19 protein-coding genes and 1 pseudogene are annotated in these 24,206 nt (G+C 68.7%); 13 read left to right on the forward strand and 7 right to left on the reverse strand.

Going from position 1 to position 24,206, the window contains the following annotated elements; genetic code table 11:
- Positions 1 to 299 precede the first annotated feature (299 nt).
- Entirely contained in the window at positions 300 to 596 is a 297-nt protein-coding gene (locus tag EHO50_RS16485) for a DUF4193 domain-containing protein (RefSeq protein ID WP_003997302.1), read from the forward strand.
- Between the two features lie 13 nt (positions 597 to 609).
- Positions 610 to 1,545, forward strand: coding sequence for a hypothetical protein (locus EHO50_RS16490; protein WP_128430906.1), 936 nt, complete (start codon positions 610 to 612; stop codon positions 1,543 to 1,545).
- Between the two features lie 78 nt (positions 1,546 to 1,623).
- On the opposite strand, the gene EHO50_RS16495 is transcribed toward EHO50_RS16490, so the two are convergent.
- Positions 1,624 to 2,085, reverse strand: a complete 462-nt coding sequence (locus EHO50_RS16495) for a DUF3093 domain-containing protein (protein ID WP_128430907.1) — start codon at positions 2,083 to 2,085, stop codon at positions 1,624 to 1,626.
- 58 nt (positions 2,086 to 2,143) lie between these two features.
- Between EHO50_RS16495 and EHO50_RS16500 the strand changes: the two genes are divergently transcribed.
- The 8 genes from EHO50_RS16500 to EHO50_RS16535 all read left to right on the forward strand — a co-directional run bounded on the left by EHO50_RS16500 (position 2,144) and on the right by EHO50_RS16535 (position 10,013).
- The gene (locus tag EHO50_RS16500) at positions 2,144 to 2,728 is read left to right on the forward strand and encodes a PaaI family thioesterase (RefSeq protein ID WP_128430908.1); all 585 of its coding nucleotides are present in this window, start codon (positions 2,144 to 2,146) and stop codon (positions 2,726 to 2,728) included.
- Complete coding sequence (dut, locus tag EHO50_RS16505; protein ID WP_128430909.1) at positions 2,725 to 3,285, forward strand: dUTP diphosphatase; 561 nt, start codon at positions 2,725 to 2,727, stop codon at positions 3,283 to 3,285. Before EHO50_RS16500 ends, dut begins: the two co-directional genes overlap by 4 nt.
- A gap of 1 nt (position 3,286) precedes the next feature.
- Complete coding sequence (locus tag EHO50_RS16510; RefSeq protein ID WP_128430910.1) at positions 3,287 to 4,045, forward strand: DUF3710 domain-containing protein; 759 nt, start codon at positions 3,287 to 3,289, stop codon at positions 4,043 to 4,045.
- A gap of 170 nt (positions 4,046 to 4,215) precedes the next feature.
- Positions 4,216 to 5,382 (forward strand): alginate lyase family protein, encoded by a 1,167-nt coding sequence (locus EHO50_RS16515; protein ID WP_128430911.1) that lies wholly within the window; start codon positions 4,216 to 4,218, stop codon positions 5,380 to 5,382.
- Positions 5,383 to 5,521: 139 nt separating this feature from the next.
- On the forward strand, positions 5,522 to 8,098 hold the full coding sequence (locus EHO50_RS16520; protein ID WP_128430912.1) for a sensor histidine kinase: 2,577 nt from the start codon (positions 5,522 to 5,524) through the stop codon (positions 8,096 to 8,098).
- Positions 8,092 to 8,808, forward strand: a complete 717-nt coding sequence (locus EHO50_RS16525) for a response regulator (protein WP_128430913.1) — start codon at positions 8,092 to 8,094, stop codon at positions 8,806 to 8,808. Before EHO50_RS16520 ends, EHO50_RS16525 begins: the two co-directional genes overlap by 7 nt.
- Before the next feature lie 77 nt (positions 8,809 to 8,885).
- On the forward strand, positions 8,886 to 9,284 hold the full coding sequence (locus tag EHO50_RS16530; RefSeq protein WP_037642785.1) for an OB-fold nucleic acid binding domain-containing protein: 399 nt from the start codon (positions 8,886 to 8,888) through the stop codon (positions 9,282 to 9,284).
- A gap of 3 nt (positions 9,285 to 9,287) precedes the next feature.
- On the forward strand, positions 9,288 to 10,013 hold the full coding sequence (locus tag EHO50_RS16535) for a DUF3159 domain-containing protein (RefSeq protein WP_128430914.1): 726 nt from the start codon (positions 9,288 to 9,290) through the stop codon (positions 10,011 to 10,013).
- 416 nt (positions 10,014 to 10,429) lie between these two features.
- Here EHO50_RS16535 and EHO50_RS16540 read toward each other — a convergent pair whose 3' ends face one another.
- Together EHO50_RS16540 and EHO50_RS16545 are read right to left on the reverse strand one after the other, a co-directional pair.
- A complete protein-coding gene (locus EHO50_RS16540; RefSeq protein WP_128430915.1) occupies positions 10,430 to 11,107 on the reverse strand; it encodes a potassium channel family protein in 678 nt (225 codons plus the stop codon).
- A complete protein-coding gene (locus EHO50_RS16545) occupies positions 11,107 to 11,778 on the reverse strand; it encodes a potassium channel family protein (RefSeq protein ID WP_128430916.1) in 672 nt (223 codons plus the stop codon). Before EHO50_RS16545 ends, EHO50_RS16540 begins: the two co-directional genes overlap by 1 nt.
- A 535-nt stretch (positions 11,779 to 12,313) precedes the next feature.
- Between EHO50_RS16545 and EHO50_RS16550 the strand changes: the two genes are divergently transcribed.
- The 3 genes from EHO50_RS16550 (at position 12,314) to EHO50_RS16560 (ending at position 18,281) form a co-directional block, all read left to right on the forward strand.
- Positions 12,314 to 14,362 (forward strand): APC family permease, encoded by a 2,049-nt coding sequence (locus tag EHO50_RS16550; RefSeq protein WP_128430917.1) that lies wholly within the window; start codon positions 12,314 to 12,316, stop codon positions 14,360 to 14,362.
- Positions 14,363 to 14,506: 144 nt separating this feature from the next.
- Positions 14,507 to 15,835, forward strand: coding sequence for a class I SAM-dependent RNA methyltransferase (locus tag EHO50_RS16555; protein WP_128430918.1), 1,329 nt, complete (start codon positions 14,507 to 14,509; stop codon positions 15,833 to 15,835).
- A gap of 688 nt (positions 15,836 to 16,523) precedes the next feature.
- Positions 16,524 to 18,281, forward strand: coding sequence for a NaeI family type II restriction endonuclease (locus EHO50_RS16560; protein ID WP_164904868.1), 1,758 nt, complete (start codon positions 16,524 to 16,526; stop codon positions 18,279 to 18,281).
- Positions 18,282 to 18,334: 53 nt separating this feature from the next.
- Here the strand turns inward: EHO50_RS16560 and EHO50_RS16565 are convergent, their stop codons facing one another.
- The 4 genes and pseudogenes from EHO50_RS16565 to EHO50_RS16580 all read right to left on the reverse strand — a co-directional run bounded on the left by EHO50_RS16565 (position 18,335) and on the right by EHO50_RS16580 (position 24,042).
- Positions 18,335 to 19,396 (reverse strand): phosphorylase family protein, encoded by a 1,062-nt coding sequence (locus EHO50_RS16565; protein ID WP_128430920.1) that lies wholly within the window; start codon positions 19,394 to 19,396, stop codon positions 18,335 to 18,337.
- Between the two features lie 74 nt (positions 19,397 to 19,470).
- Positions 19,471 to 19,764, reverse strand: a pseudogene (locus tag EHO50_RS46040) (5'-methylthioadenosine/S-adenosylhomocysteine nucleosidase family protein); the annotation flags it as partial.
- 541 nt (positions 19,765 to 20,305) lie between these two features.
- Positions 20,306 to 20,656, reverse strand: coding sequence for a hypothetical protein (locus EHO50_RS16575; protein ID WP_128430922.1), 351 nt, complete (start codon positions 20,654 to 20,656; stop codon positions 20,306 to 20,308).
- Entirely contained in the window at positions 20,653 to 24,042 is a 3,390-nt protein-coding gene (locus tag EHO50_RS16580) for a hypothetical protein (protein WP_128430923.1), read from the reverse strand. Before EHO50_RS16580 ends, EHO50_RS16575 begins: the two co-directional genes overlap by 4 nt.
- Between the last annotated feature and the right edge of the window lie 164 nt (positions 24,043 to 24,206).

Consider the following 24,206-nt stretch of genomic DNA (forward strand, 5'->3'; position numbering starts at 1 on the left):
TTTCCGGCCATCTACTCTCAGTGATCATGCAGCCTGTCGGAAAGCCGGGAAAATCCGGGTTTTCGGGGGTCTTGATCACGGGAAGTACACGGTGAGACGCCTTTGAACTGCGGCATTAGGACCGTGTACGGTCCCGTTCGCCATCCAAGCCGATCACTCTTGAGGAGTCCGGTTGGGTGTCGATTGAGTAACAGACCTTGATGTGAGGCAAAATCTCCGCCTCGGGTCGGGCACAAGTCCGGCCTCTCACGCGTTACGTGCGCTGGAGACACCGCAGACACCCAGAGGGGGAGAGCGACATGGCAACGGATTACGACACCCCACGCAAGACCGACGACGACGTCGACTCGGACAGCCTTGAAGAGCTCAAGGCCCGGCGGAACGACAAGTCGACTTCCTCTGTGGACGTCGACGAGTTCGAGGCCGCAGAAGGCCTTGAGCTGCCCGGCGCGGACCTCTCCAATGAGGAGCTGGCCGTCCGGGTGCTGCCCAAGCAGCAGGACGAGTTCACCTGCATGAGCTGCTTCCTGGTGCACCACCGCAGCCAGCTGGCCCGGGAGAAGAACGGTCAGCCGATCTGCCGCGACTGCGACTGAGGTCGGGTCGGGCATGACTGGCTCGACCCCTCCTTGGAAGCGCCGCTCCCGGCAGTCGGGAGCGGACGAAGGGCCGTCCGACGGCCTGTACGGCGCGCGTGACGACGAGCGGGGCTCATCCGGTACGGGGGCCTCGCTCGAACCGACGTCCGGGGCTGACCTCCCGGCGTCGGCGGAGGTTCCCGCGCCCGTCGTCCGGCGGCGGGCGGCGGTGATCCGGGAGAAGGCCCGGGAGAAGGCCCGGGAAGGCCTCCGTAAGGGCGGCAGCCGCGCCAGAGCGGGCCTTGGGTACCTCGCCGACCGGATCATCGAGAACGCCCCGCGGATCCCCGTACGTGACCTCGCGACCCTTCGCCGGCAGTTCCCGGGCCTGGGGCCCGAGCAGATCGCGGACAAGCTCGTGACGGGCGCGGCGAACGCGAGCTCGACGGTCGGCGCGGGAGTCGGTGCGGCGGCGATGCTGCCGGTGCCGCCCGCGATGCCGACGGAACTGGCCGCCGAGATCACCGGCGTGGCGGCGATCGAACTGAAACTGATCGCCGAGCTGCACGAGGTGTACGGCGTGCGCCCGCCCGGCAATCTGAAGGACCGCAGTACCGCGTATCTGTCCTCGTGGTCCGAGGAGCGCGGCATCGACCCGATGAAGCCGGCGACAGTCAACGCCGCTCTCGGTGGGCAGATGAAGCGGGAGCTGCGTCAGCAGATCATGAAGCGGATGGTCCGGAATCTGCCGAACCTCATGCCCTTCATGGTGGGAGCCGCGGTGGGCGCGGTCATGAACCGCCGGGACACCAAGAGGCTCGCGGCACGGATTCGGGCGGACCTGCGGAAGATCCAGGTGCCGTGGGACGAACTGCCGGAACTGCCCCCGCTGGAGCGCCCGGCGAAGCCGCTGGAGATGGGCGACGTCGGCCGGGTGCACGGGTTCAAGAAGCTCGGGGGCGGCTGAGATCTCGGTGCCGCGACGAAGTTTTTGCCACGGCGGGCACAAATCTTGACCAGGCCGGTGAAGGCCCGCTCGGGTGTGCTAGACCGAGGCCTTCGCCGCCTTGATCGCCTCCGCCAGGCGTTCCGGCTCGCGGGTCGACAGGTACAGGTACGGGGTCGGGTCCTCGGGGTCCGTGACCTCCACGCGCAGAGCCGTCGGGATGTAGGCGCGCAGCAGGAGGAAGGCCCGGGTGTCGGCCTTGTGGGTGCGCCAGGCGCGGGCCTCCTCCGGGTCCAGGACGTGCGCCTCGCCCAGGGCCCGCACCGGGATCTTCGCCTCGCCCGCGATCAGCGAGTCGCCCACCAGACGGATGCGGACCGAGCCGTACGAGCTCGCCATGACCGCTGCCGCGGCGGTGCCGCCGGCGAGCCCCGCGAGCATGGGGAGCGTGCCGAAGGGCAGGAGGATCAGGGCCAGGGAGACCCCGACCAGGAACGAGATCAGCCACCAGGAGCGGGGGGCGGTCAGGCGTTCTTCGTACGGGGCGGCGGAGAGCTGCATGGAGCCAAGCTTGGCACGGTGTCCGGATCGTGCCGACGCGCGGGTAAGGTCTGCGGCTGTGAGTGGTATTTCCCCGTCCCTCAAGCCCCCGGCCGGCGCCGTGAAGCCGGTGCGGCATGCTGAGGCTCCCGCGCCCGGTGAGCTTCTTGGTGCCCATTACGGCCAGTGTTTCGGCTGTGGCGGCGAGCAGGCCCACGGATTGCATCTGGAGGCGCGGGCCGGCGGAGGGGTGTCCCTCACCGCCGAGTTCACCGTGCAGAGCGCCCACCAGGGCGCGCCCGGGCTCGCGCACGGCGGTGTGCTCGCGACCGCCCTCGACGAGACCCTCGGCTCGCTGAACTGGCTGCTGCGCACGATCGCCGTGACCGGGCGGCTGGAGACCGACTTCGTGCGGCCCGTTCCGGTGGGCACGGTGCTGTATCTCGAGGCCGAGGTGACGGCCGTGGCGGGCCGCAAGATCTACTCGACCGCCACCGGACGGATCGGCGGCCCCGACGGGCCCGTCGCCGTCCGTGCCGACGCCCTCTTCATCGAGGTGAAGGTCGACCACTTCATCGACAACGGCCGCCCGGAGGAGATCCGGGCCGCCATGAACGACCCGGACCAGGCCCGCCGTGCCCGTGCCTTCGAGGTGAACCCGTGAGCCGTGAGCCCCGTCGAGAACTCGACGTGCTGATCCGGCGCGTCGACCCCGACGTACCGCTTCCGACATACGAGCACCCCGGTGACGCGGGAGCCGATCTGCGCACCACCGAGAGCTGCGAACTGAAGCCGGGGGAGCGGGCCGTACTGCCGACCGGGGTGTCTGTCGCCCTGCCGGAGGGGTACGCGGCCTTCGTGCACCCGCGTTCCGGGCTCGCCGCCCGCCTCGGTGTCGCCCTGGTGAATGCCCCGGGGACGGTTGATGCCGGGTACCGTGGGGAGATCAAGGTGATCGTGGTGAATCTCGACCCGCATGAGACCGTGCGGTTCGAGCGCTTCGACCGGATTGCCCAACTGGTCGTCCAGCAGGTCGAGAGGGTTCGCTTCCAGGAGGTCGCGGAGCTTCCCGATTCGGCACGGGCCGCAGGGGGCTTCGGGTCCACCGGCGGCCATGCCGCGGTGGGCGGCACAAGCGATGCAAGCGGTCAGGCCGCCGATGGCGGCGCAACGGGTGGGAATCGATACGCTTCGGTCGTATCCGACCGGGAAGGACAGTGACGTGTTCGGACGTCGCAAGAAGAAGGGTGCCGCCGAGGACGCGGCCGGCGAGCCCGAGCAGGTCGTCGACATCGACACTGAGGCGGACGACGACGGCACGCGCGAGCGCGTGAGGCTCGAGCCGGAACCGCGGCCCGACGGGCCCTGGGACAGCACCGAGGTCCGTGAGCCCGGCGAGGGCAGGGTGGACCTGGGCGGCCTGTTGGTGCCGGGCGTCGACGGCATGGAGCTGCGCGTCGAGGTCGCGGGTGACGCGATCGTCGCGGCGACCGTCGTGCTGCGTGACAGCGCCATCCAGCTGCAGGCCTTCGCCGCGCCCAAGCGCGAGGGCATCTGGGGCGAGGTGCGCGAGGAGATCGGCTCCGGCATCACCCAGCAGGGTGGCATCATCGACGAGGTCGAGGGCCCCCTGGGCTGGGAGCTGCGGGCCCAGGTTCCGGTTCAGCTGCCGGACGGCACGGGCGGTTTCCAGGTCGTGCGGTTCGTCGGCGTGGACGGTCCGCGCTGGTTCCTGCGCGGTGTGATCTCGGGCCAGGGCGCGGTGCAGCCGCAGGCGGCCGGTCTGCTCGAGCAGATCTTCCGGGACACGGTCGTGGTCCGCGGCGAAGGCCCGATGGCCCCCCGTGACCCGATCGTCCTGAAGCTGCCGAACGACGCCCAGATGGTTCCCGAGGGCATCCAGCAGGAGGAGGCGGGTTCGCGCTTCTCCGGCGGCATGGGCCAGCTCCAGCGCGGGCCGGAGATCACCGAGGTGCGCTGAGCAACGTAGAAACATCAGGGCCGTACCCCACACACGGGGTGCGGCCCTTTCTCGTGTTCTCGTGCGTGAACTCTTGACGGCGCATTGGTCTGTACCTACCGTCTCCGGCCAACGCGTCTGTTCATAAAGGCGCTTCGCGTTCATATACGAGAACGGAAGGCCCCCCACGCATGCGCAGAACCGCACTCTTCGCGGCCGCGGCCGCCCTCGTCGCCGGTGTCCTCGCCTGGCCCGCCGACGCCGCTCCCAGCACCTTTGCCCACCCCGGAGTCACCGTCACCCAGGGTCAGTTGGACTTCACCCGCTCCAAGGTGAACGCCGGCGCCCAGCCCTGGAAGGGCGCCTTCGACCGGATGATGGCGAGCAAGTACGCCGATCTGAACCGCACCCCCAAGCCCCGCGCGGTCGTCGAGTGCGGCTCGTACTCGAACCCCAACTACGGCTGCACCGACGAGCGCGAGGACGCGATAGCCGCGTACACCCAGGCCCTCGCCTGGTACATCACCCGCGACGAGCGGCACGCGAAGAAGGCCATCGAGCTCATGGACGCCTGGTCCGCGGTGATCCGGGACCACACCAACAGCAACGCGCCCCTGCAGACGGGCTGGGCCGGCTCCTCCTGGCCCAGGGCCGCCGAGATCGTCAAGTACACGTACACCGGGAACTGGGCGAACTCCGGCCGGTTCGCCACCATGCTCCGCAACGTCTATCTGCCCGAGATCATCAACGGCTCGAACTCCAACGGCAACTGGGAGCTGTCGATGATGGAGGCTGCCGTCGGCATCTCCGTCTTCCTGGAGGACAAGGCGTCGTACGACAAGGCCATGGCGAAGTTCCGCACCCGCACCGCCGCCTACGTCTACCTGTCCTCCGACGGTGATCTGCCGAAGACCGTGCCGAGCCAGAACCTCGACACCCGGGACAAGATCGTCAAGTACTGGCAGGGGCAGACCACCTTCGTCACCGGCCTCACCCAGGAGACCTGCCGCGACCTCACCCACACCGGGTACGGCATCTCGGCCATCTCGCACGTCGCGGAGACCAGCCGGATCCAGGGTCAGGACCTGTACGGCACCGACGTCGGTGAGCGGCTGCGGCAGGCGCTCGGGTTCCAGGCCAAGTACGAGCTCGGTACGGCCGTGCCCGGCTGGCTGTGCGGCGGCTCCCTGAAGCTCGGGCTCGGACCGGTCACCGAGGTCGGGCACAACGCCCTGGCCAACCGTCTCGGGCATGCCATGACCAACACCGAGACGCTGACCGAGCGCAACCGCCCGGCCGGCAGCAACAACCTCTTCGTGGCCTGGGAGACCCTCACCCACGGCGACAACGCCGGGTGAGGCGGGGCGGCGCGGCGGCGCGGGCGTCAGAGTTGCGTCAAAGACGCTCCCGCCGCCGCACCCGGCCCCATTTGTCGCGATTATTGGCCGTAAGGTCGACGCTGCGCAGATAGCAGTGGGACCGGAAGACAATGGGGCCATGGGACGCGGCAAGCTTCGGATCTACCTCGGTGCGGCACCGGGCGTCGGCAAGACGTACGCGATGCTGTCCGAGGCGCACCGCCGTGTCGAGCGGGGTACCGACTGCGTGGTCGCGTTCGTGGAGCACCATGAGCGGGCCCGCACCGAGCTGATGCTGCACGGGCTGGAGCAGGTCACCCGTAACGAGCTGAGGTACCGAGGGGCCGTCTTCACCGAGATGGACGTCGACGCCGTACTGGCACGGCGTCCGCAGGTGGCGCTGGTGGACGAGCTGGCCCACACCAACATCCCCGGCTCGCGCAACGCCAAGCGCTGGCAGGACGTGGAGGAGCTGCTGGCGGCCGGGATCGACGTGATATCGACCGTCAACATCCAGCACCTGGAGTCGCTGGGGGACGTGGTGGAGTCGATCACCGGCGTACGGCAGCAGGAGACGGTGCCGGACGAGGTGGTGCGCCGGGCCGATCAGGTCGAACTGGTCGACATGTCGCCGCAGGCGCTGCGCCGGAGGATGGCGCACGGGAACATCTACCAGCCGGACAAGGTCGACGCGGCCCTGTCGAACTACTTCCGCCCGGGCAACCTCACCGCCCTGCGCGAACTGGCCCTGCTCTGGGTGGCGGACCGGGTCGACGAGTACCTCAACGCCTACCGCAGCGATCACCGGGTGTCGACGATATGGGGCTCGCGGGAGCGGATCGTGGTCGGGCTGACCGGCGGTCCGGAGGGCCGGACCCTGATCCGCCGGGCTGCGCGGCTCGCGGAGAAGGGGGCCGGGGGTGAGGTGCTGGCCGTGTACATCGCCCGCAGCGACGGGCTGACGTCCGCCTCGCCCAAGGAACTGGCCGTCCAGCGCACCCTCGTCGAGGACCTGGGCGGCACCTTCCACCACGTCGTCGGCGACGACGTCCCGGCGGCGCTGCTGGACTTCGCGCGGGGCGTGAACGCCACCCAGATCGTCCTCGGCTCCTCTCGCCGCAAGAGCTGGCAGTACGTACTCGGACCGGGCGTCGGCGCCACGGTCGCCCGGGATTCGGGCCCCGACCTCGACGTCCATATCGTCACGCACGAGGAGGCCGCCAAGGGACGCGGACTGCCCGTGGCCCGGGGGGCCAGTCTTGGCCGGTCCCGGATCGTGTGGGGTTGGCTCATCGGCGTCGGCGGCCCGGTGCTGCTCACCCTGCTGCTCACCCACATCGACGCCGACCTCGGTCTCGCGAACGACGTGCTGTTGTTCCTGACCCTGACCGTGGCGGCGGCCCTGCTCGGCGGGCTGCAGCCCGCACTGGCCTCGGCCGCGGTCGGATCGCTGCTGCTCAACTGGTTCTTCACACCCCCGCTGCACCACATCTCGATCGCCGACCCGAAGAACCTGCTCGCGCTCGTGATCTTCGTCTTCGTGGCGGTGTCCGTGGCCTCCGTGGTCGACCTCGCCGCCCGCCGCACCCAACAGGCGGCCCGGCTGCGGGCCGAGTCGGAGATCCTGTCCTTCCTCGCCGGGAACGTGCTGCGCGGCGAGACCGGCCTGGAGGAGCTGCTGGAGCGGGTGCGCGAGACGTTCGGGATGGAGTCGGCGGCGCTGCTGGAGCGGCAGAGCGATGTCGATCCGTGGACGTGCGCGGGCCGAGTGGGGGCGGGGCGGGCGCCGGAGCGGCCGGAGGAAGCGGACGTGGACGTGCCGGTCGGCGACCATATGGCGCTCGCGCTGGCCGGTCGGGTGCTGCCCGCCGAGGACCGCCGGGTGCTGGCCGCCTTCGCCGCGCAGGCCGCGGTGGTCCTGGACCGACAGCGTCTGCAGCGTGAGGCCGACCAGGCCAAGGAACTGGCCGAGGGCAACCGGATCCGTACGGCGCTGCTGGCCGCCGTGAGCCATGACCTGCGTACGCCTCTCGCGGGCATCAAGGCGGCGGTGTCCTCGCTGCGGTCCGATGACGTGGCCTGGTCGGAGGAGGACGAGGCCGAGCTGCTGGAGGGCATCGAGGAGGGCGCGGACCGACTCGACCACCTGGTCGGCAATCTGCTGGACATGTCGCGGCTGCAGACCGGCACGGTGACGCCGTTGATCAGGGAGATCGACCTCGACGAGGTGGTGCCGATGGCACTCGGCGGGGTGCCGGAGGACAGCGTGGAGCTGGACATTCCGGAGACGCTGCCCATGGTCGCCGTGGACCCCGGGCTGCTGGAGCGGTCCGTGGCCAACCTGGTCGAGAACGCCGTCAAGTACAGCCCGAACGGCAGCGCCGTCCTCGTCTCCGCGAGCGCCATCGCCCAACGGGTCGAGGTGCGCGTCGTCGACCGCGGCCCGGGCGTCCCCGACGAGGCCAAGGAGCGCATCTTCGCGCCCTTCCAGCGCTACGGCGACGCCCCGCGCGGTGCCGGAGTGGGCCTCGGGCTCGCGGTCGCGCGCGGCTTCGCCGAGGCCATGAACGGCACCCTCAACGCCGAGGACACGCCCGGCGGCGGCCTCACCATGGTGCTCACCCTCCGGGCGGCGGGAGCGCGCGCGGAGCTTCTCGAAGAGGAGGGTGCGCCAGTGGAGCGCCCCGTGGAACCCGAAAGGCAGGCCACATGCTGAGCCCGACCGGGGGGACCCCCCAGGCCCCCACGAGGGTGCTGGTGATCGACGACGAGCCGCAGATCGTGCGCGCCCTGGTGATCAACCTCAAGGCCCGCAAGTACGAGGTCGACGCGGCCCACGACGGGGCCACCGCCCTCGAACTCGCCGCCACGCGCCACCCCGACGTGGTCGTCCTCGACCTCGGTCTGCCCGACATGGACGGCGTCGAGGTGATCCGGGGGCTGCGTGGCTGGACCCGGGTGCCGATCCTGGTGCTGTCCGCCCGGCACTCCTCCGACGAGAAGGTCGAGGCGCTGGACGCGGGCGCCGACGACTACGTCACCAAGCCCTTCGGCATGGACGAGCTGCTGGCCCGGCTGCGGGCCGCCGTCCGCCGGGCCGAACCGACCGGGGGCGGCGAGGACGACGTCATGGTGGAGACCGGGGAGTTCACCGTCGACCTGGCCGCGAAGAAGGTCAACCGGGGGGGTAGGGACGTACGGCTGACCCCCACGGAGTGGCATCTGCTGGAGGTCCTGGTCCGCAACACCGGGCGGCTCGTCAGCCAGAAGCAGCTGCTGCAGGAGGTGTGGGGGCCGTCGTACGGGACGGAGACGAACTACCTGCGGGTGTACATGGCCCAGCTGCGCAGGAAGCTGGAGGCGGACCCGTCGCATCCGAAGCACTTCATCACGGAGCCTGGGATGGGGTACCGGTTCGAGAAATGAGCCGGTCACAGGGGGTCGGTTCGGGGGTCGGCACCGGGGGTACGAGAGTGTCGGTGCTCCCCGGTAGGCTTCAAGACATGAGTGCTGTTCCTCGTTCCGAAAAGTCGGTGGGCCGGTTCCGGCGCATGCTCGACCGGCTCTCCTCGTCGCAGGAGGACCTGGAGTCCGAGGAGCTGCGGGAGGACGCCGAGACGGCCGGATGCATCAAGATCGGTGACTGCCGTGACCGACAGATCGTGACGGTTACTGGTACCTTGCGCACGGTCACCCTGCGGCCGCGTGCGGGAGTCCCGGCCCTGGAGGCCGAGCTGTTCGACGGCTCCGCCGCCCTCGACGTGGTGTGGCTCGGCAGGCGCTCCATAGTCGGGATAGAGCCGGGGCGCCGGCTGATTGCATCGGGCCGGATCTCCATGAGCCGAGGCCGCCGGGTGCTGTTCAACCCGAAATACGAACTGAGACCCCTCGGACGGGAGTAGCCGGTGACGTCGCTCGACAAGCCGACTGAAGACACCACCGCAGACGCCGAGCACGACGCCCGGGCGGTGACCGAGGCCGCGCTGTTCGAGGCCTTCGGCGGCATGCGCGGCATGATCGAGACGGTGCTGCCCGGTCTGCTCTTCGTCACCATCTACACGATCAACAAGGACCTGCACCTGTCGGCGATCGCCGCGCTCGGAGTGTCCCTATTGCTCGTCGTGGTGCGCCTGGTGATGCGGGACACCGTCAAGCACGCGTTCAGTGGCGTCTTCGGCGTCGCCTTCGGTGTCGTGTTCGCGATGATGACCGGCAACGCGAAGGACTTCTATCTGCCCGGCATGCTCTACACGCTGGGGCTGGGGCTCGCGTACATCATCACGACCTTGTGCGGTGTGCCGCTGATCGGGCTGATCCTCGGGCCGGTGTTCAAGGAGAACCTCTCCTGGCGTAAGCGCAATCCCGGGCGCAAGAAGGCGTATGCGAAGGCCAGTTGGGCCTGGGGGCTGATCCTGCTCGCCAAGTGCGCGATTCTCTTCCCGCTGTACTGGTGGGCGGACACCACGCAGTTCGGGTGGGTGCTGATCGCGCTGAAGATTCCGCCGTTCCTGCTGGCCGTGTGGCTGACGTGGGTGTTCCTGGCGAAGGCGCCGGCGCCGATCGATGTGTTCGCGGAGATGGAGGCGGCCGAGAAGGCCGAGGCGGAGCGGAAGGCTGCGGCGGCGGAATAAACGCCTGGGGTTGTGGTCGGCGTTGTTTCTCGCCCCCGCCGCCCCTACCCTTCCCGTCCTCCAGGGGCTGCCGCCCCTTCGACCCCGCGTTCTGGGGGCCTGCGGCCCCCAGACCCCCGCTTCGGCCCTGAAGGGGCCTCGTCCTCAAACGCCGGACGGGCTGAATTGCCTGGGCCGGCGCTGGGAAGTGACCGTCAGCGCCGGGAGGCAGAGCGCCCAGCGGGTGGGTGGGGGATCGGGATGGCCGCGCCCGTCCTCAAACGCCGGACGGGCTGAATTGCCCGGGCCGGCGTCCAGAAGCGCAGCCCCGGACGGGCTGGATGATGCCAGCGGCGTCGGCATGCGCGACCAAAACCGACACGCGAAGGGCGCCCTGGGTCACAGGGCGCCCTTCGTCGTCGTAAGCCTCGAGTCGGTCAGCCCGCCGTGTCCTCGCGTCGTACCGACAGGAGGTCCTCCAGCTGCTCCTCCCTCGCCTGCGCGGCCACGAACAGCAGCTCGTCGCCTGCCTCCAGGGAGTCCTCGCGGGACGGGGTCAGGACCCGGTTGCCGCGGATGATGGTGACCAGGGAGGTGTCCTGGGGCCACTCCACATCGCCGACCTGGGTGCCGGCCAGGGCCGACTCCTCCGGGAGGGTCAGTTCGACGAGGTTGGCGTCGCCGTGGCTGAAGCGCAGGAGACGGACCAGGTCGCCGACCGAGACCGCTTCCTCGACCAGGGCCGACATCAGGCGGGGGGTGGAGACCGCCACGTCCACGCCCCAGGACTCGTTGAAGAGCCACTCGTTCTTGGGGTTGTTGACGCGGGCCACGACGCGCGGGACGCCGTACTCCGTCTTCGCCAGCAGGGACACGACCAGGTTGACCTTGTCGTCGCCCGTCGCGGCGATCACGACGTTGCAGCGCTGAAGGGCTGCCTCGTCCAACGAGGTGATCTCGCAGGCGTCGGCCAGCAGCCACTCCGCCTGGGGGACGCGCTCGACCGAGATGGCGGTCGGCGCCTTGTCGACGAGCAGGACCTCGTGGCCGTTCTCCAGCAGTTCGCCCGCGATGGAGCGACCCACCGCGCCGGCACCGGCAATGGCGACCCTCATCAGTGACCGCCCTCCTCTTCGGGACCCTTGGCGAACGCCGCCTCGACCTTGTCGACCTCGTCGGTGCGCATCATCACGTGCACCAGGTCGCCCTCCTGCAGCACCGTCTGCGAGGTGGGCAGGATCGCCTCGCCGAGCCGGGTCAGGAACGCCACGCGGACGCCCGTCTCCTCCTGCAGTCTGCTGATCTTGTGGCCCACCCAGGCCGCGGACGCGTGCACCTCGGCGAGCTGGACGCCACCGGTGGGGTCCCGCCACAGCGGCTCGGCGCCCGAGGGCAGCAGACGGCGCAGCATCTGGTCGGCCGTCCAGCGGACCGTGGCCACGGTGGGGATGCCCAGGCGCTGGTAGACCTCGGCGCGGCGGGGGTCGTAGATCCGGGCCGCGACGTTCTCCACGCCGAACATCTCGCGGGCCACGCGCGCGGAGATGATGTTCGAGTTGTCACCGCTGGAGACCGCGGCGAAGGCGCCCGCCTCCTCGATGCCCGCCTCGCGCAGGGTGTCCTGGTCGAAGCCGACGCCGGTGACCCGGCGGCCTCCGAACCCGGGGCCCAGCCGGCGGAACGCGGTGGGGTCCTGGTCGATCACGGCGACCGTGTGCCCTTGTTGCTCCAGGGTCTGGGCCAGAGCGGAGCCCACCCTTCCGCAACCCATGATGACGATGTGCACGGCGTTTACCCCGCACTCCTCGTGAGGCGTCTGACTTGCGTGAACGTGGTGCTCATATCCTTCTCTCGGTTCGCCGGGCAACAGGCGCGGGCCGATCGCGGACCGCTCGGCAAACATCATGCCGGGGAATCCCGTCGATGATCCCTCGCGGGACGGCTCGCGGGCTCGCCTGTGCCTCAGTCCACCGTAACGTCAGGGTCGGACACACAGATCAGGGCGTCCCGTGAGGGGCGAAGGCCCTCCCTCGGCAACCTTCCTCGGCAGCCTTCCCTCAGCGGCGGTTGAAGCTGCGGAGGCTGGCCAGTGCCAGGGCGGCGAGTCCGGCGAGCGAGACGAGGGCACCGACGAGCTGAGCGGTCGTCTGCGACATGAGGCCTCCCGGATGTGATGAGCGTACCGACGCAGGTCATGGAGGCATGGGGACGCCTGCGAGGCCGTCGCCCGGCGCGTGCGCGGCACGGAATTCACCCCGGCGCCGCGCGCGATTTCACCCGGATGTGCTCCGGCCCAGGCCGGGGGCCTACGATTCTCTGTTGTGTCCAAACTGACCGACGTGCCCAAGCGGATTCTGATCGGGCGCGCACTGCGCAGTGACCGGCTCGCGGAAACGCTCCTGCCGAAGCGCATCGCGCTGCCCGTCTTCGCCTCCGACCCGCTGTCCTCCGTGGCGTACGCCCCCGGAGAAGTACTGCTGGTCCTCTCCATCGCGGGCGTGTCGGCGTACCACTTCAGCCCCTGGATCGCGGTCGCGGTCGTGGTGCTGATGTTCACCGTGGTCGCCTCCTACCGGCAGAACGTGCACGCCTACCCGAGCGGTGGCGGCGACTACGAGGTGGCCACCACCAACCTCGGCCCCAAGGCCGGGCTGACGGTGGCGAGCGCCCTGCTCGTCGACTACGTCCTGACCGTCGCCGTCTCCATCTCCTCCGGCATCGAGAACCTCGGCTCCGCGATCCCGTTCGTCGTCGAGCACAAGATCGAGTGCGCGGTCGGTGTGATCGTGCTGCTCACGCTGATGAACCTGCGCGGCGTCAGGGAGTCCGGCAGCCTCTTCGCGATCCCCACGTACGTCTTCGTCGCGGGCGTCTTCATCATGATCGCGTGGGGCGCGTTCCGCGGGCTGGTCCTGGACGACACCATGCGGGCGCCCACGGCGTCGTACGAGATCAAGGCGGAGCACGAGGGACTCGCGGGCTTCGCGCTCGTCTTCCTTCTTCTGCGCGCCTTCTCCTCCGGCTGTGCCGCGCTCACCGGTGTCGAGGCGATCTCCAACGGCGTCCCGGCCTTCCGCAAGCCCAAGTCCAAGAACGCGGCGACCACTCTCGCGGCGATGGGCCTGCTGGCCGTCACGATGTTCTGCGGCATCATCGCGCTCGCCATGGTGACCAAGGTCCGCATGGCCGAGAACCCGGCCGTCGACCTGTTGAAGGACGGTGTCGCGGTCGGCACCGGCTACGTCCAGAACCCGGTGATCACCCAGGTCGCCGAGGCCGTCTTCGGCAAGGGCAGCTTCTTCTTCATCGTGCTCGCCGCGGCCACCGCGCTGGTGCTGTTCCTGGCGGCCAACACCGCCTACAACGGCTTCCCGGTGCTCGGCTCGATCCTCGCCCAGGACCGCTATCTGCCGCGCCAGTTGCACACCCGCGGCGACCGGCTCGCCTTCTCCAACGGCATCGTGCTCTTGGCGGGCGCGGCCATCCTGCTGGTATGGATCTACGGCGCTGACTCCACCCGGCTGATCCAGCTGTACATCGTCGGCGTGTTCGTGTCCTTCACGCTCAGCCAGACCGGCATGGTCCGCCACTGGAACCGCCTCCTGGCGACGGAGACCGACCAGGCCAAGCGCCGCCACATGATCCGCTCCCGCGCGATCAACACCTTCGGCGCCTTCTTCACCGGCCTGGTCCTGATCGTCGTGCTCGTCACGAAGTTCACGCACGGCGCCTGGGTGGCCCTGCTGGGCATGGTGATCTTCTACGGCACGATGACGGCGATCCGCCGCCACTACGACCACGTCTCCGAAGAGCTCGCCGCCCCCGAGGGCCCGAGCGACGACAGCGTACGGCCGTCCCGCGTGCACTCCGTCGTCCTGATCTCCAAGATCCACCGTCCCGCCCTGCGCGCCCTCGCCTACGCCAAGCTGCTGCGCTCGGACACCCTGGAAGCGCTCAGCGTCAACGTGGACCCGGCGGAGACCAAGGCGCTGCGCGAGGAGTGGGAGCGGCGCGGCATCGACGTACCGCTGAAGGTGCTCGACTCGCCGTACCGCGAGATCACGCGGCCGATCATCGAGTACGTGAAGAGCCTGCGCAAGGAGTCCCCGCGCGACGCCGTGTCGGTGATCATCCCCGAGTACGTGGTGGGCCACTGGTACGAGCACCTGCTGCACAACCAGAGCGCACTGCGACTGAAGGGCCGACTCCTCTTCACGCCGGGCATCATGGTCACCTCGGTGCCGTACCAGCTCCAGTCCTCGGAGGTGGCGAAGGCCCGGGCCCGCAAGCAACAGGAGTGGAACGCGCCGGGATCGGTGCGGCGCGGGCCGGCCCAGGAGCGGGCGAAGGAGACGGACGCCCAGCGCTGACGGAAGGCCCGGGGCGCGGCGGGGAGCACGTAGACTGGTGGGCTGTTGTCAGGCGCTGAGTGACCGCCGGTCGGGCCGCGCTCTTGCCCACCTCACGACCGCCGTTCAGGGCCGTATCCCTTCTCGATCTGGAGTCACCCCACCATGCAGGCAGAACCGAAGAAGTCGCTGGTGGGGGAGGAGTACGAGGTCGAGATCGGCCCCGTCGCCCACGGCGGGCACTGCATCGCCCGCACCGACGCCGGCCAGGTGCTGTTCGTCCGGCACACGCTGCCCGGAGAGCGGGTCGTGGCCCGGGTGACCGAGGGCGAGGAGGGCGACCGCTACCTGCGCGCGGACGCGGTCGAGGTCCTGTCGGCATCCAAGGACCGCATCGAGGCGCCCTGCCCCTTCGCCGGCCCCGGCCGCTGCGGCGGCTGCGACTGGCAGCACGCCAAGCCGGGGGCGCAGCGCCGGATGAAGGGCGAGGTCATCGCCGAGCAGTTGCAGCGGCTCGCGGGACTGACGCCGGAGGACGTCGGCTGGGACGGCACGGTGATGCCGGCCGAGGGCGACAAGCTGCCGGCGGGGCAGGTGCCGCAGTGGCGGACGCGGGTGCAGTACGCGGTGGACGCCGACGGGCACGCCGGACTGCGTCGGCACCGCTCGCACGAGGTGGAGCGGATCGACCACTGCATGATCGCCGCCGAGGGCGTCAGCGAGCTGGGCATCGAGAAGCGCGACTGGACCGGCATGGCGGGGGTCGAGGCGATCGCGGCGACGGGGTCGCAGGACCGTCAGGTGATCCTCACCCCGAAGCCGGGGGCGCGGCTGCCGATCGTGGAGCTGGACAAGCCGGTCTCCGTGATGCGGGTCGGCGAGAAGGACGGCGGGACCCACCGTGTCCACGGCCGCCCCTTCGTCCGCGAGCGCGCGGACGGCCGTACGCACCGGGTCGGCAGCGGCGGCTTCTGGCAGGTCCACCCGAAGGCCGCGGACACCCTGGTGACGGCGGTCATGCAGGGCCTGCTGCCCCGCAAGGGCGAGATGGCGCTCGACCTGTACTGCGGCGTGGGCCTGTTCGCGGGCGCACTCGCCGACCGGCTCGGCGACAAGGGCGCGGTCCTCGGCATCGAGTCCGGCAAGCGCGCGGTGGAGGACGCCCGGCACAACCTGGCCGACTTCGACCGGGTACGCATCGAGCAGGGCAAGGTCGAGGCGGTGCTGCCGCGTACGGGTATCACCGAGGTGGACCTGATCGTGCTGGACCCGCCGAGGGCGGGGGCGGGCCGGCAGACGGTCGCGCATCTTGCGTCGCTGGGGGCGCGGCGGATCGCTTATGTGGCTTGCGATCCGGCGGCGTTGGCGCGGGATTTGGGGTACTTCCGGGAGGGGGGGTATCGGGTGCGGATGTTGCGGGCGTTTGATTTGTTTCCGATGACTCATCATGTGGAGTGCGTGGCGATTCTGGAGCCGGTGGCTAAGGGCTCCTGACCTGCGGTTTTGTGCGTGCGCACTATGTGCGGTGTGGGCGTTACGGGCGATATCTTGACGCTGAAATGACGCTCGTGACGCTCATTTGACGCTCGTTCTGATGGGGTGTCAGGCGCGTTGGGGTGCTGGTTAAACGGCCGGTAGCGGCGGGGAAATGGGTGGCTCCACGCATAGCAGCGGGCTCGTGCCCGCCGGAAGCACCTACCTGACGTCCTCCCGCGCAGGGACCTCACCACCGAGATGCGACGCCCTCCCCTCCGCACCCCTCTCAAGCGATCGGAGCTCCTCCTGCCGCACTTCCACCTCAGTGGACGGAGCGACTGGCGACCGGCCCGTGCGCCAAGCGGAGTACAGGCCCGCCAGGGCGATGGTCACGGCAGCGAGGGACTCCGGTGTCAGCCCCAAGGCCACCAGCGTGACCCCGGTTGCGAGCACCATGACGAACGCAACGAGGTCCAGGGCGGGGGAGCGGCGGAGCGGGGTGGGACGGCGCACGGGCGGATTCCTCTCGGTTCAGGCTGTGGTGATCAGCTTTCCTGAGGGCGCCCCCGGTCGCTAGATTTTCTCAGTTCTATCGGAGAAAATAGCCATCTTGTCGAGAGAATTGCGGGCCGTGATGTCCCCATTCCGCGCCAGCGGACGGCCCACCGTGCCTCCATCGACAGGTTCGGATGCCGTAGATGCGCTTGTGCTGCTCCTGCTGGACATACGTACGCAGGCTCGGCTATCCGTCGAGGACGTCCACGAACTACTCAGGACCAGCGGCCAGTTTGATGGTCAACTGGCCGCCCGATCGACGCTCTACCGCAAGCTGAGCGGCGTCGGGTTGAAGAACGAACGGCGTCTGATCGAGGCCATCGTCAGGGTCTGCATCCCCGACGCCCAGCGTGCCAACATGCTCAGGGAACAGGCCATCTCCCTACTGCATCAGGCTTGGTCGGAGGATGCCGAGCCAGATCAGCCGGAGCCCGGAGTGGTTCCGGACGACGGAGGCTCGCTGGCTGAACTGGTCAGAGTTCAGCGCGAGTTGATCGATACTCAGGCCCAGCTCACTGCCGCGCTCCAAACCGCTACCGAGGCTGAGAAAGAATCTGCCAAGTCACGCGCGCTCGTTACCACGCTGTTGGTACTTGGAGCTTTGGGGCGCCCCGCAGCCGGACGGGTCTCGGCTCCTTCCCCTGATGGCCCTTCCTATGCCGTCTCCGGAATCGAGCTGTCCAGACTACGGACCCGCCTCGCGGCCGCCGAGGCCGAACGAGACGAGGCCCAGCAAGTCGCTCGCGCAGCACAACATCGACTGGCCGAAGCAGAGAACCTGCTTACCGCCCACGGCACTGGCTCCACAGACCCCACGGGTCTTTCAGCTCCTGCCGCCACAGGTCCCGTGGAGTGGCCGACGACTCGGACCGATCCTGCCGGCCAGGCTGCCCCAGCCGATACGCTCCGCAGCTCCCGTCAGGCACTGCCGGACACCACCGGCACCGCCATCGAGCGGGAGGTAGAGCAAGGGGAGGTGTCGTCGTTCGAGGGGCACAAGCGCGTCCGGTCACTGGAACAGGATCCGGAACTGGCCGAGGTTCTCGCCGAGATGCTGCGCTTGGACCCAGATGGCAGCCGCATGGGATCCGTGATCGACGGAGCGGGACGGCACCTGCTTGACCCCGCACACACCGGCCGCTACCTGTGGTCCCAGCTCACCAAGGTCGAGAAGACAGGCTTGGGCACCGCCGTGTACCACCGGATGCAGCGCGAGTTGGGCCTCGCTGACGGACTGCACCTGGACTTCATGGTGGCCGGGCACGACGTCGACATGAAGTTCACCCGGGGCAGTAACTGGATGTTCCCGCCTGAACTGCAGGGTGGCCTGTGCCTGGTCGTACGCGCTGATGACGCCAGCGGCCTGTGGAGCATCGGCCTGCTGCGGGTGAGGTCCGAACTGATGAACACGGGTTCGAACCGCGACGGGAAACGCACGCTAAGCGCGCAGGGCCGGGAGGCAATCCACTGGATCCACTCCAACCTTCCCCTGCCCGAGCATGCCCTGCGTCGACTGTCTGCTGACACAGTGAGTTCGATCTTCGCCAAGGCTTCAGGACAGGCTCGCACCGAGGAGCTGTTCCTGCAGGCACAGCTCACTCCGATCACCACTGCGGACCTCTCCGCCGTCACCATGCAGGCTGATGGGGTTAAGCGAGCGCGGGAGGCGCGGCAGAGGCTCGCCCATCGGGGCGTGCTCGTCCTTAATGGCACTCGCCCCCGCGACGTCGAGTGGGCCTGGGGCCTCGGTCTACCTGCCCTTGAACCAAGCACGTGGATGAGTGTCCGGCTCACCCCGGCACAGCCCGGACACGAAGGCACTCCCACGATCATGCTCGACGGTACCCCGTGGTGCGTGGCTCACCCGGAGGATCTAGAAGTCCCCCTGCCCACAGCTGCCTTCGCATGACCGGCGCCAGCCGCACTCGCGGTGCACACGCTCCAGGGCCTTTCCAAAGGACCCTAGCGGCCCGGAGCACGGAAGGCGTAGAGCAGGCGGGCAGCCAGTTCCTCGGCCAGGTCGCTGCCACGGCTGGCAACCACCGCCGCAGTGACAGCTTCTTCGGGTTGGACGCGGACAGGACTATCCGACATACGCATCCCGCTGGACCGGTGGGGATCGACTTCACTCAGACGTTCGACCGTGACCATCATGGTGTTTTCGATACCGGCCGCCGGTGCATATGACGGAGCGGCCTGTCCATCGACAGCTTCCAGCACCTCCAGCAGAGTCGTGATCCGTTCGCGAACATCGTCCTCGTCGAGTACGTACGTGATGCCTGGTTTGGGAAGCGAGTCCCAGGCACTCCTCTGCCCGGATCGAGTGATCGCCAGTCCAGCCGAGCGCCCCCGAGGATTGGCAACGGCGACCACCGTTATCTCAGCGGTGTTGTGGACGTCGACCTGCTCAGCCTTCGTAAACAGCCCCTTCGAACGGCCCAGGTTCACCATTTCCCCGGCCAGTTCCCGCATGCGCGTCGCGGTGATCCTGCTTGTCACCGGAACGGGCACCAAGTGGATCTCCAGCAGGGAAGGGCCATTGGTGTGGCCACTCGACGGCACGAGGTCCCTGTACCAAGCAACGCTGGCCGGTTGATCGAGGGGCTGCCAGATCAGCTCGTCTGTGGGCTGTCCGGAAGAAGGCGCCTTCGGCAGGGATGCAGCGTTCGCGGGTTTGAACTGGGTGATCACTTCCGTCAGGAAGAGGGCCGCGTGCTGCGCTGCGGTTTCCTGCATGCCGGCATCGTCGGTGCTCCGCTTGGTTCCGTTCGCCAAATCACTGATTCCCCGGACCAGAAGGAAGGGGACCCCCGCCTTGGTCGCGGCGTTGGCGAAACCGGCACCTTCCATCTCCACAGCTACGGCGTCGTTGAAGTTCCGGTCCAAGTGGACTCGGGACGGCGACTCGGCCGGAGCGTCCAGCACGAGGTCGCCCGCCGCGATGGGCTTGAAGTGCACCTTGGACGTGGCTCGTTCCGCCTCCGACAGGGCTTCCCGCCATTCATCCACGCTGTGGACGTACATGGCCACCTGCTGGAGCGGATGGGAAGTCTCCCAGCTGCGCGGGCGCCCCTTGAACCCTTCCCGACCTCAAGGGCAACCACCACGTCGCCTGGCGAAACGTCGGACTTGAGTGATCCCGCGATTCCGACGAAGAAGACGGCTTGGGGGCGCACGAAATTGATGGCCCGCTCGGCGATCACCGCCGCAGAGTCGTTCCCCGGCCCGGTGGCAGCCAGATAGACCGTCCAGGACGTACCCGGCAGCCGACCTCGCTCGAACACCGTTCCTGCTTGATCGACTCTCTCCAGCCCCTCCAACAGCCGACGCACCGCCTTGTACTCCAGCGGCAGTGCAGTCAGTACAACGAGCGTTTCCCCAGTTGCGTCCATGACCGCCCCCTTGCCGCCACCGCTGTGTGCGTCTCGCGCTCATACCGTAGATCCAGTGAGCCTCACGGAACGGGGTGGTCACCGGCGTGTCGGCGGCCACGCCGATCCCCGGCCAGCTGTTGCGCAGGCGCCGACGGGCGGGCATCGCGAACTTCCGCTCACGCAGAACCCCGAAAACGCCACAGCGCCCGACCCGACCGAAGCCGACCCGAGCGCTGCGTAGCAGGTCAGAAGGGGTTTCCCCTCCCCGCATCCGTAGGCCCTGTGGGACTCGAACCCACAACCAATGGATTAAAAGTCCTGGCCATGACATGACGGGTGGTTCCGGGCCCTGGTTCGGTGTCCGGAACCACCTGGTCAGAGCATGTGCGCCGTGAGTGCCGATCCGCCGCGCGGCGAGTTGTGCCGCACCGTCCGCTCACGCATCGCTCACGCAGAAGATGCCGCGGACCAGAGCGTTTGCTCCTGCTGCCTCACAAGGTTCGTGTACATCCGCCACTCCCTCTTCGAGTGGCCTTCTCCACCGGGCTCGCACACCGCGTCAGAGCTGGTCGTAGCCGGTGTTCGCGCGGCCACCGTCCTCGGCCCGTGCCTCTGCCGTGCCGTCGACTTCCATGCCTCCGTGCATGCTCCCATGGGCGGTTACACCAGTGTTGGCGTGCGAACTCGCCCCGACTGCGGTGGCTGGACCGGTGTTCGCAACCCGCACCGACCCGACACGGCCCGACACCAGGGCCAAGACACCCGTCCCCAGGGCCACGACGCCCACCAGCGCTGAAACGATCCCGGCGACCTGGTTGGCCCGGTCCCAGCTCAGAAAGCAGAAGACCCCGGCCAGCACCGCCACTGTCAGCCCCGTAAGACCGGCCACCAGTCGCTGCGGTCCGCTCATCGGCCCATCCCCTCCTCATCGTCGCGTCCAAGCTGGTGACCTGCCGAAGTCCCCGATCGGGTCGTAGGCCCATGGGTTGTCCCCGGACGTTTGGTGGCCATCAATCGCGCCAGAAGTTCCACGGCCTCCGGCGCGATGTCGGGCAGACACTCGACCACCTCTTGCAAGGGGCCGATGTCCAGAGCCTCGGCTAGGAGCACACGCCCGTCGAGGATGTCCCGGCACTTTCTCGCCGTGGACGTCAGCACCTTGACCCGCTGCCCAGGGTCTTTGAGGGTACGGGCTGCGTCGACAGCTTCTCGCCCAATGCCTTCGGCCTCCTCCCGACATCCCGTGCGGCTCAGGGCATAGGCTGCGCCCGTCAGTGCCGCCGCGCGTCGGCCGGGGTCCTTGAGCGTACGGGCGAGCTCGGTGGCTGCCTGGGCGAAACTGATGGCCTGCTTGTGGTGTCCGTCGTGGGCCAGCACCTCTGCGGCGGTAACCAACGTTCTTGCGTGCCAGTTCGGGTCCCTGACCTCGTGGGCGAGGTCGATGGCTGTCCGGGAGAGTTCGACGGCCTCCTGCCGGTATCCTGCTCGGTCCATGGTCCTGATTACGAGGGTTAGGGCCCTGACACGGCTGGTCGGCCGGGTGATGCTCAGGGCGAGGTCGGCGGCTTGCTGGTGACATCCCGCATGGGCCAGGGCCGTGGCGACGGCCGTCAGCGCCTTAGCCTTCCGACTGGGGTCGTCGATTCTTCCGGCGAGTTCGATCGCTTGCTGGGGGTGCCCACCATGGGCGATCACCTCGGCCACGGCCCCGTACGCCCGCTCCCGCAAGTCGGATTCGGTGACCATTCGTGCGATGTCGATCGCACGCCGATGGTGGCCGGTGTGAGCCATGGCCCTGGCGGCAAGTGTGAGGGCCATCGCACGTTGACCGGAGTCTTTGGCTAAGAGGGCGAGCTCGGCCGCCATGCTGGCGAGTTCGGCTGCCTGCCCGTGACACCCTGTGAGCGTCATGGCCTCGGCAACGACCGCCAGAATCGCAGCCTTCGGCCTGAGGGCAGGGTGGCCACGAGCGAGCTTGGCTGCCTCGTGGGCGACTTCGGCTGCCTGCTGACCGTCACCCGCGCGGGCCATTTGTGCGGCGACAGCCGCCAGGGTGTCGGCGCGCCGGTAGCTGTCCGAGATAGCGCGGGCGAGTTCGGCGGCCAGAACGCTCTGCCCTCCGCGGGCAATGGCCCGGGCAGCAACCGTGAGTACCCCGTCCCGTTCCTCATGATTGACGATGCTGCGAGCGAGGCGAGCAGCTTCATCAGCGAGCTCGGTGGCCTCCCGGTGGAATCCATTGATGGCCAAGCTCTTTGCTATGGCGCCGAGAGCCTCGGCTTGTTCGGCCGGATCGGAGATGCCGCGGGCGCGTTCGGCGGCTCGCTCTTCGTCCGCCACGAAACGGGCGCCCTCGGCGGGATCAGTCGGGACTGGTTCTTCCCAGCCGCTTGCATGAGTGACGGGGGCGTTCTTGCCGGCTGACTCATCGCCCCCAGCTTCGCCTGCAGCGGCGGACAGCGAGCGCAGGGCCTTCGTTCGTTGCTCGGGGTCGGGGATGCTTTGGGCGAGCTCTGCGGCTTGCTCGCGACGCCCCGACTCTGCCAGTGCCCTGGCCGCAGAGGCGAGGACCCCGGCCTGCTGCTCGGGGTCGGTGATGTCGCGGGCCAGCTCGGCGGCCTGGTGGGGACTTCCGCTCGTGGCCATCGCATAGACGACGACTGCGAGGGCGTCGTCACGCCGGTCCGGTCTCGCGATGCTGCGGGCGAGGTCCGCGGCTTGATTCGGATGTCCTGCGTCGCAGAGGGCGTTGGCAACGTCCCGGAGTTCCCAGGCGTCCTGGACGGGACTCAGGAGCTGACGAGCCACCGACGCCACGAGGGACACAGTGTTGCGATCTGCTCTCCCCCCAAAAAGAAGCCGTCTGACGAGGTCGGGAATCCGCCGCGAACCATGGGCCAGCTGGGCGAGGGCTAGGGCACGTCGAACATGCCCTAGCCTCGCCCAGGTCTCTATGACGGTGTCGGGGATACCGGCGACATGCCCGCGGATCTCGTCGCGGCGGTGAGCCAGGCGCACACACGCCCTCAGGTCAGGATCGCCGGCGGCTCTGTGTAGACGGATGGCGTCAGCGATCTCGGCCAGAGCCTCGGTGTCGGAGCCCGTGGTCTCCCACAGTCTCTCGTGCCGCACCGCATCGGTCGCCAATGCGGTGAGACGAGTGGTGTCCGACAGACTGCGTAATAGCTGCGGGTAGCCGACGAGGGCGTATTCCGGCGTGTCGGGTGGCCAGCCAACGTCGCGCCAGACGTCGGCGAAGGCGTGTACCCGTGCACGGTAACCCTCAAGCGCCGACCGGGATATCCGCTTCAGAGCGCCCTGTTGCAGCTCTTCGTGGGCGAAGGAGAACAGACGCGCCGGCTGTTCGCCGGGTGCCGGCCATTGGGTTGGCCGGTGCTGGAAGGACCGGCCCAATGACCCGCCAAGGACCTCTTCGACTTCCCAAGCGCTCACCTCGCCCATGAGGTCGGCCAAGTCCTGGGGGCTCAAACCACCGTTGGCGGCGGCGATCAGGCATGCCACCTCGCGCCCGAGTCCACCACAAGTCAGCAGGGCGTGAAGGTCGCGCTCTGCGGCTCTCCGAAGCGCCTGGGCCGCGGATGACGGTGCCAGCAGGTGGTTAATGCGCGCGCTGTGCAGCGGGTGGTTCTCCAGTACGTCGCTGGGGATAGGCGGATTCGGACGGCCGGCCACGATAATCCGCAGTCCCGGAGGTGGCACGCGCGGCAGCAGCGCCGCGATGCTGTAACCGCTGCTGGCCGACTCGACGCCGGTGTCCTCGTCGAGGCCGTCGACCAGCAGAGCCAGCTGTCGGCCTTCGGCCGTGGCTCTGTCGGCGGCGCGTTCGAGGGCGTCCAGGAACTGGCCTTGTGAGGCACAGTCCACGTCGGTGTCGCACAGGTACTCGCGCAACTGCCCCTGCAGAGTGGCCAGAAAGGCGGTCCGGTCCGAGCGCCCGGCGTTACGCGCGGTGATGAAGAAGGCAAGCACATCCACGTTTGGTGGAGGGTGCAGCGCGAACTGCGCCATAAGCGCGGTCTTCCCCGACCACGCCGGCGCCAGCCATCGCCAGTAGGCTGTTCCTGCATCTCCGCCCTGGACTTCTTGGAAACCATCGGGTGCGGTGGAGAACTCGGCCATGGCCTCCAGTTCGGCGGCCCGGCCCTCGAACCGGGCGGCTGCTAGCTGGGCGACCTCATGCAGATAGCCAGAACGCAGGACCAGGGGGCGGCGCTGCCCCAAGACCAGATCACCGGTGACCTTCAGGACGCCGCTATTCGCGAGGGCACCGTCCACGGCATACGCCTCACCCGTGTCCTCGGCCCGCTCCTGCCGCCTTCCCGGCCTCACTCGCAACGCTCCTTTGCTGCGCCTTGTGAGCTCCCATTGTGCACTCCTGCACCGTCTTTGCACCGTGTCGGTCGGCGCACCAAGTACGTGGCACGTGCACCCCACCAATT

This window comes from Streptomyces cyaneus (genome assembly GCF_004028635.1).
In the GTDB taxonomy this organism is placed as follows: Bacteria; Actinomycetota; Actinomycetes; order Streptomycetales; family Streptomycetaceae; genus Streptomyces; species Streptomyces cyaneus.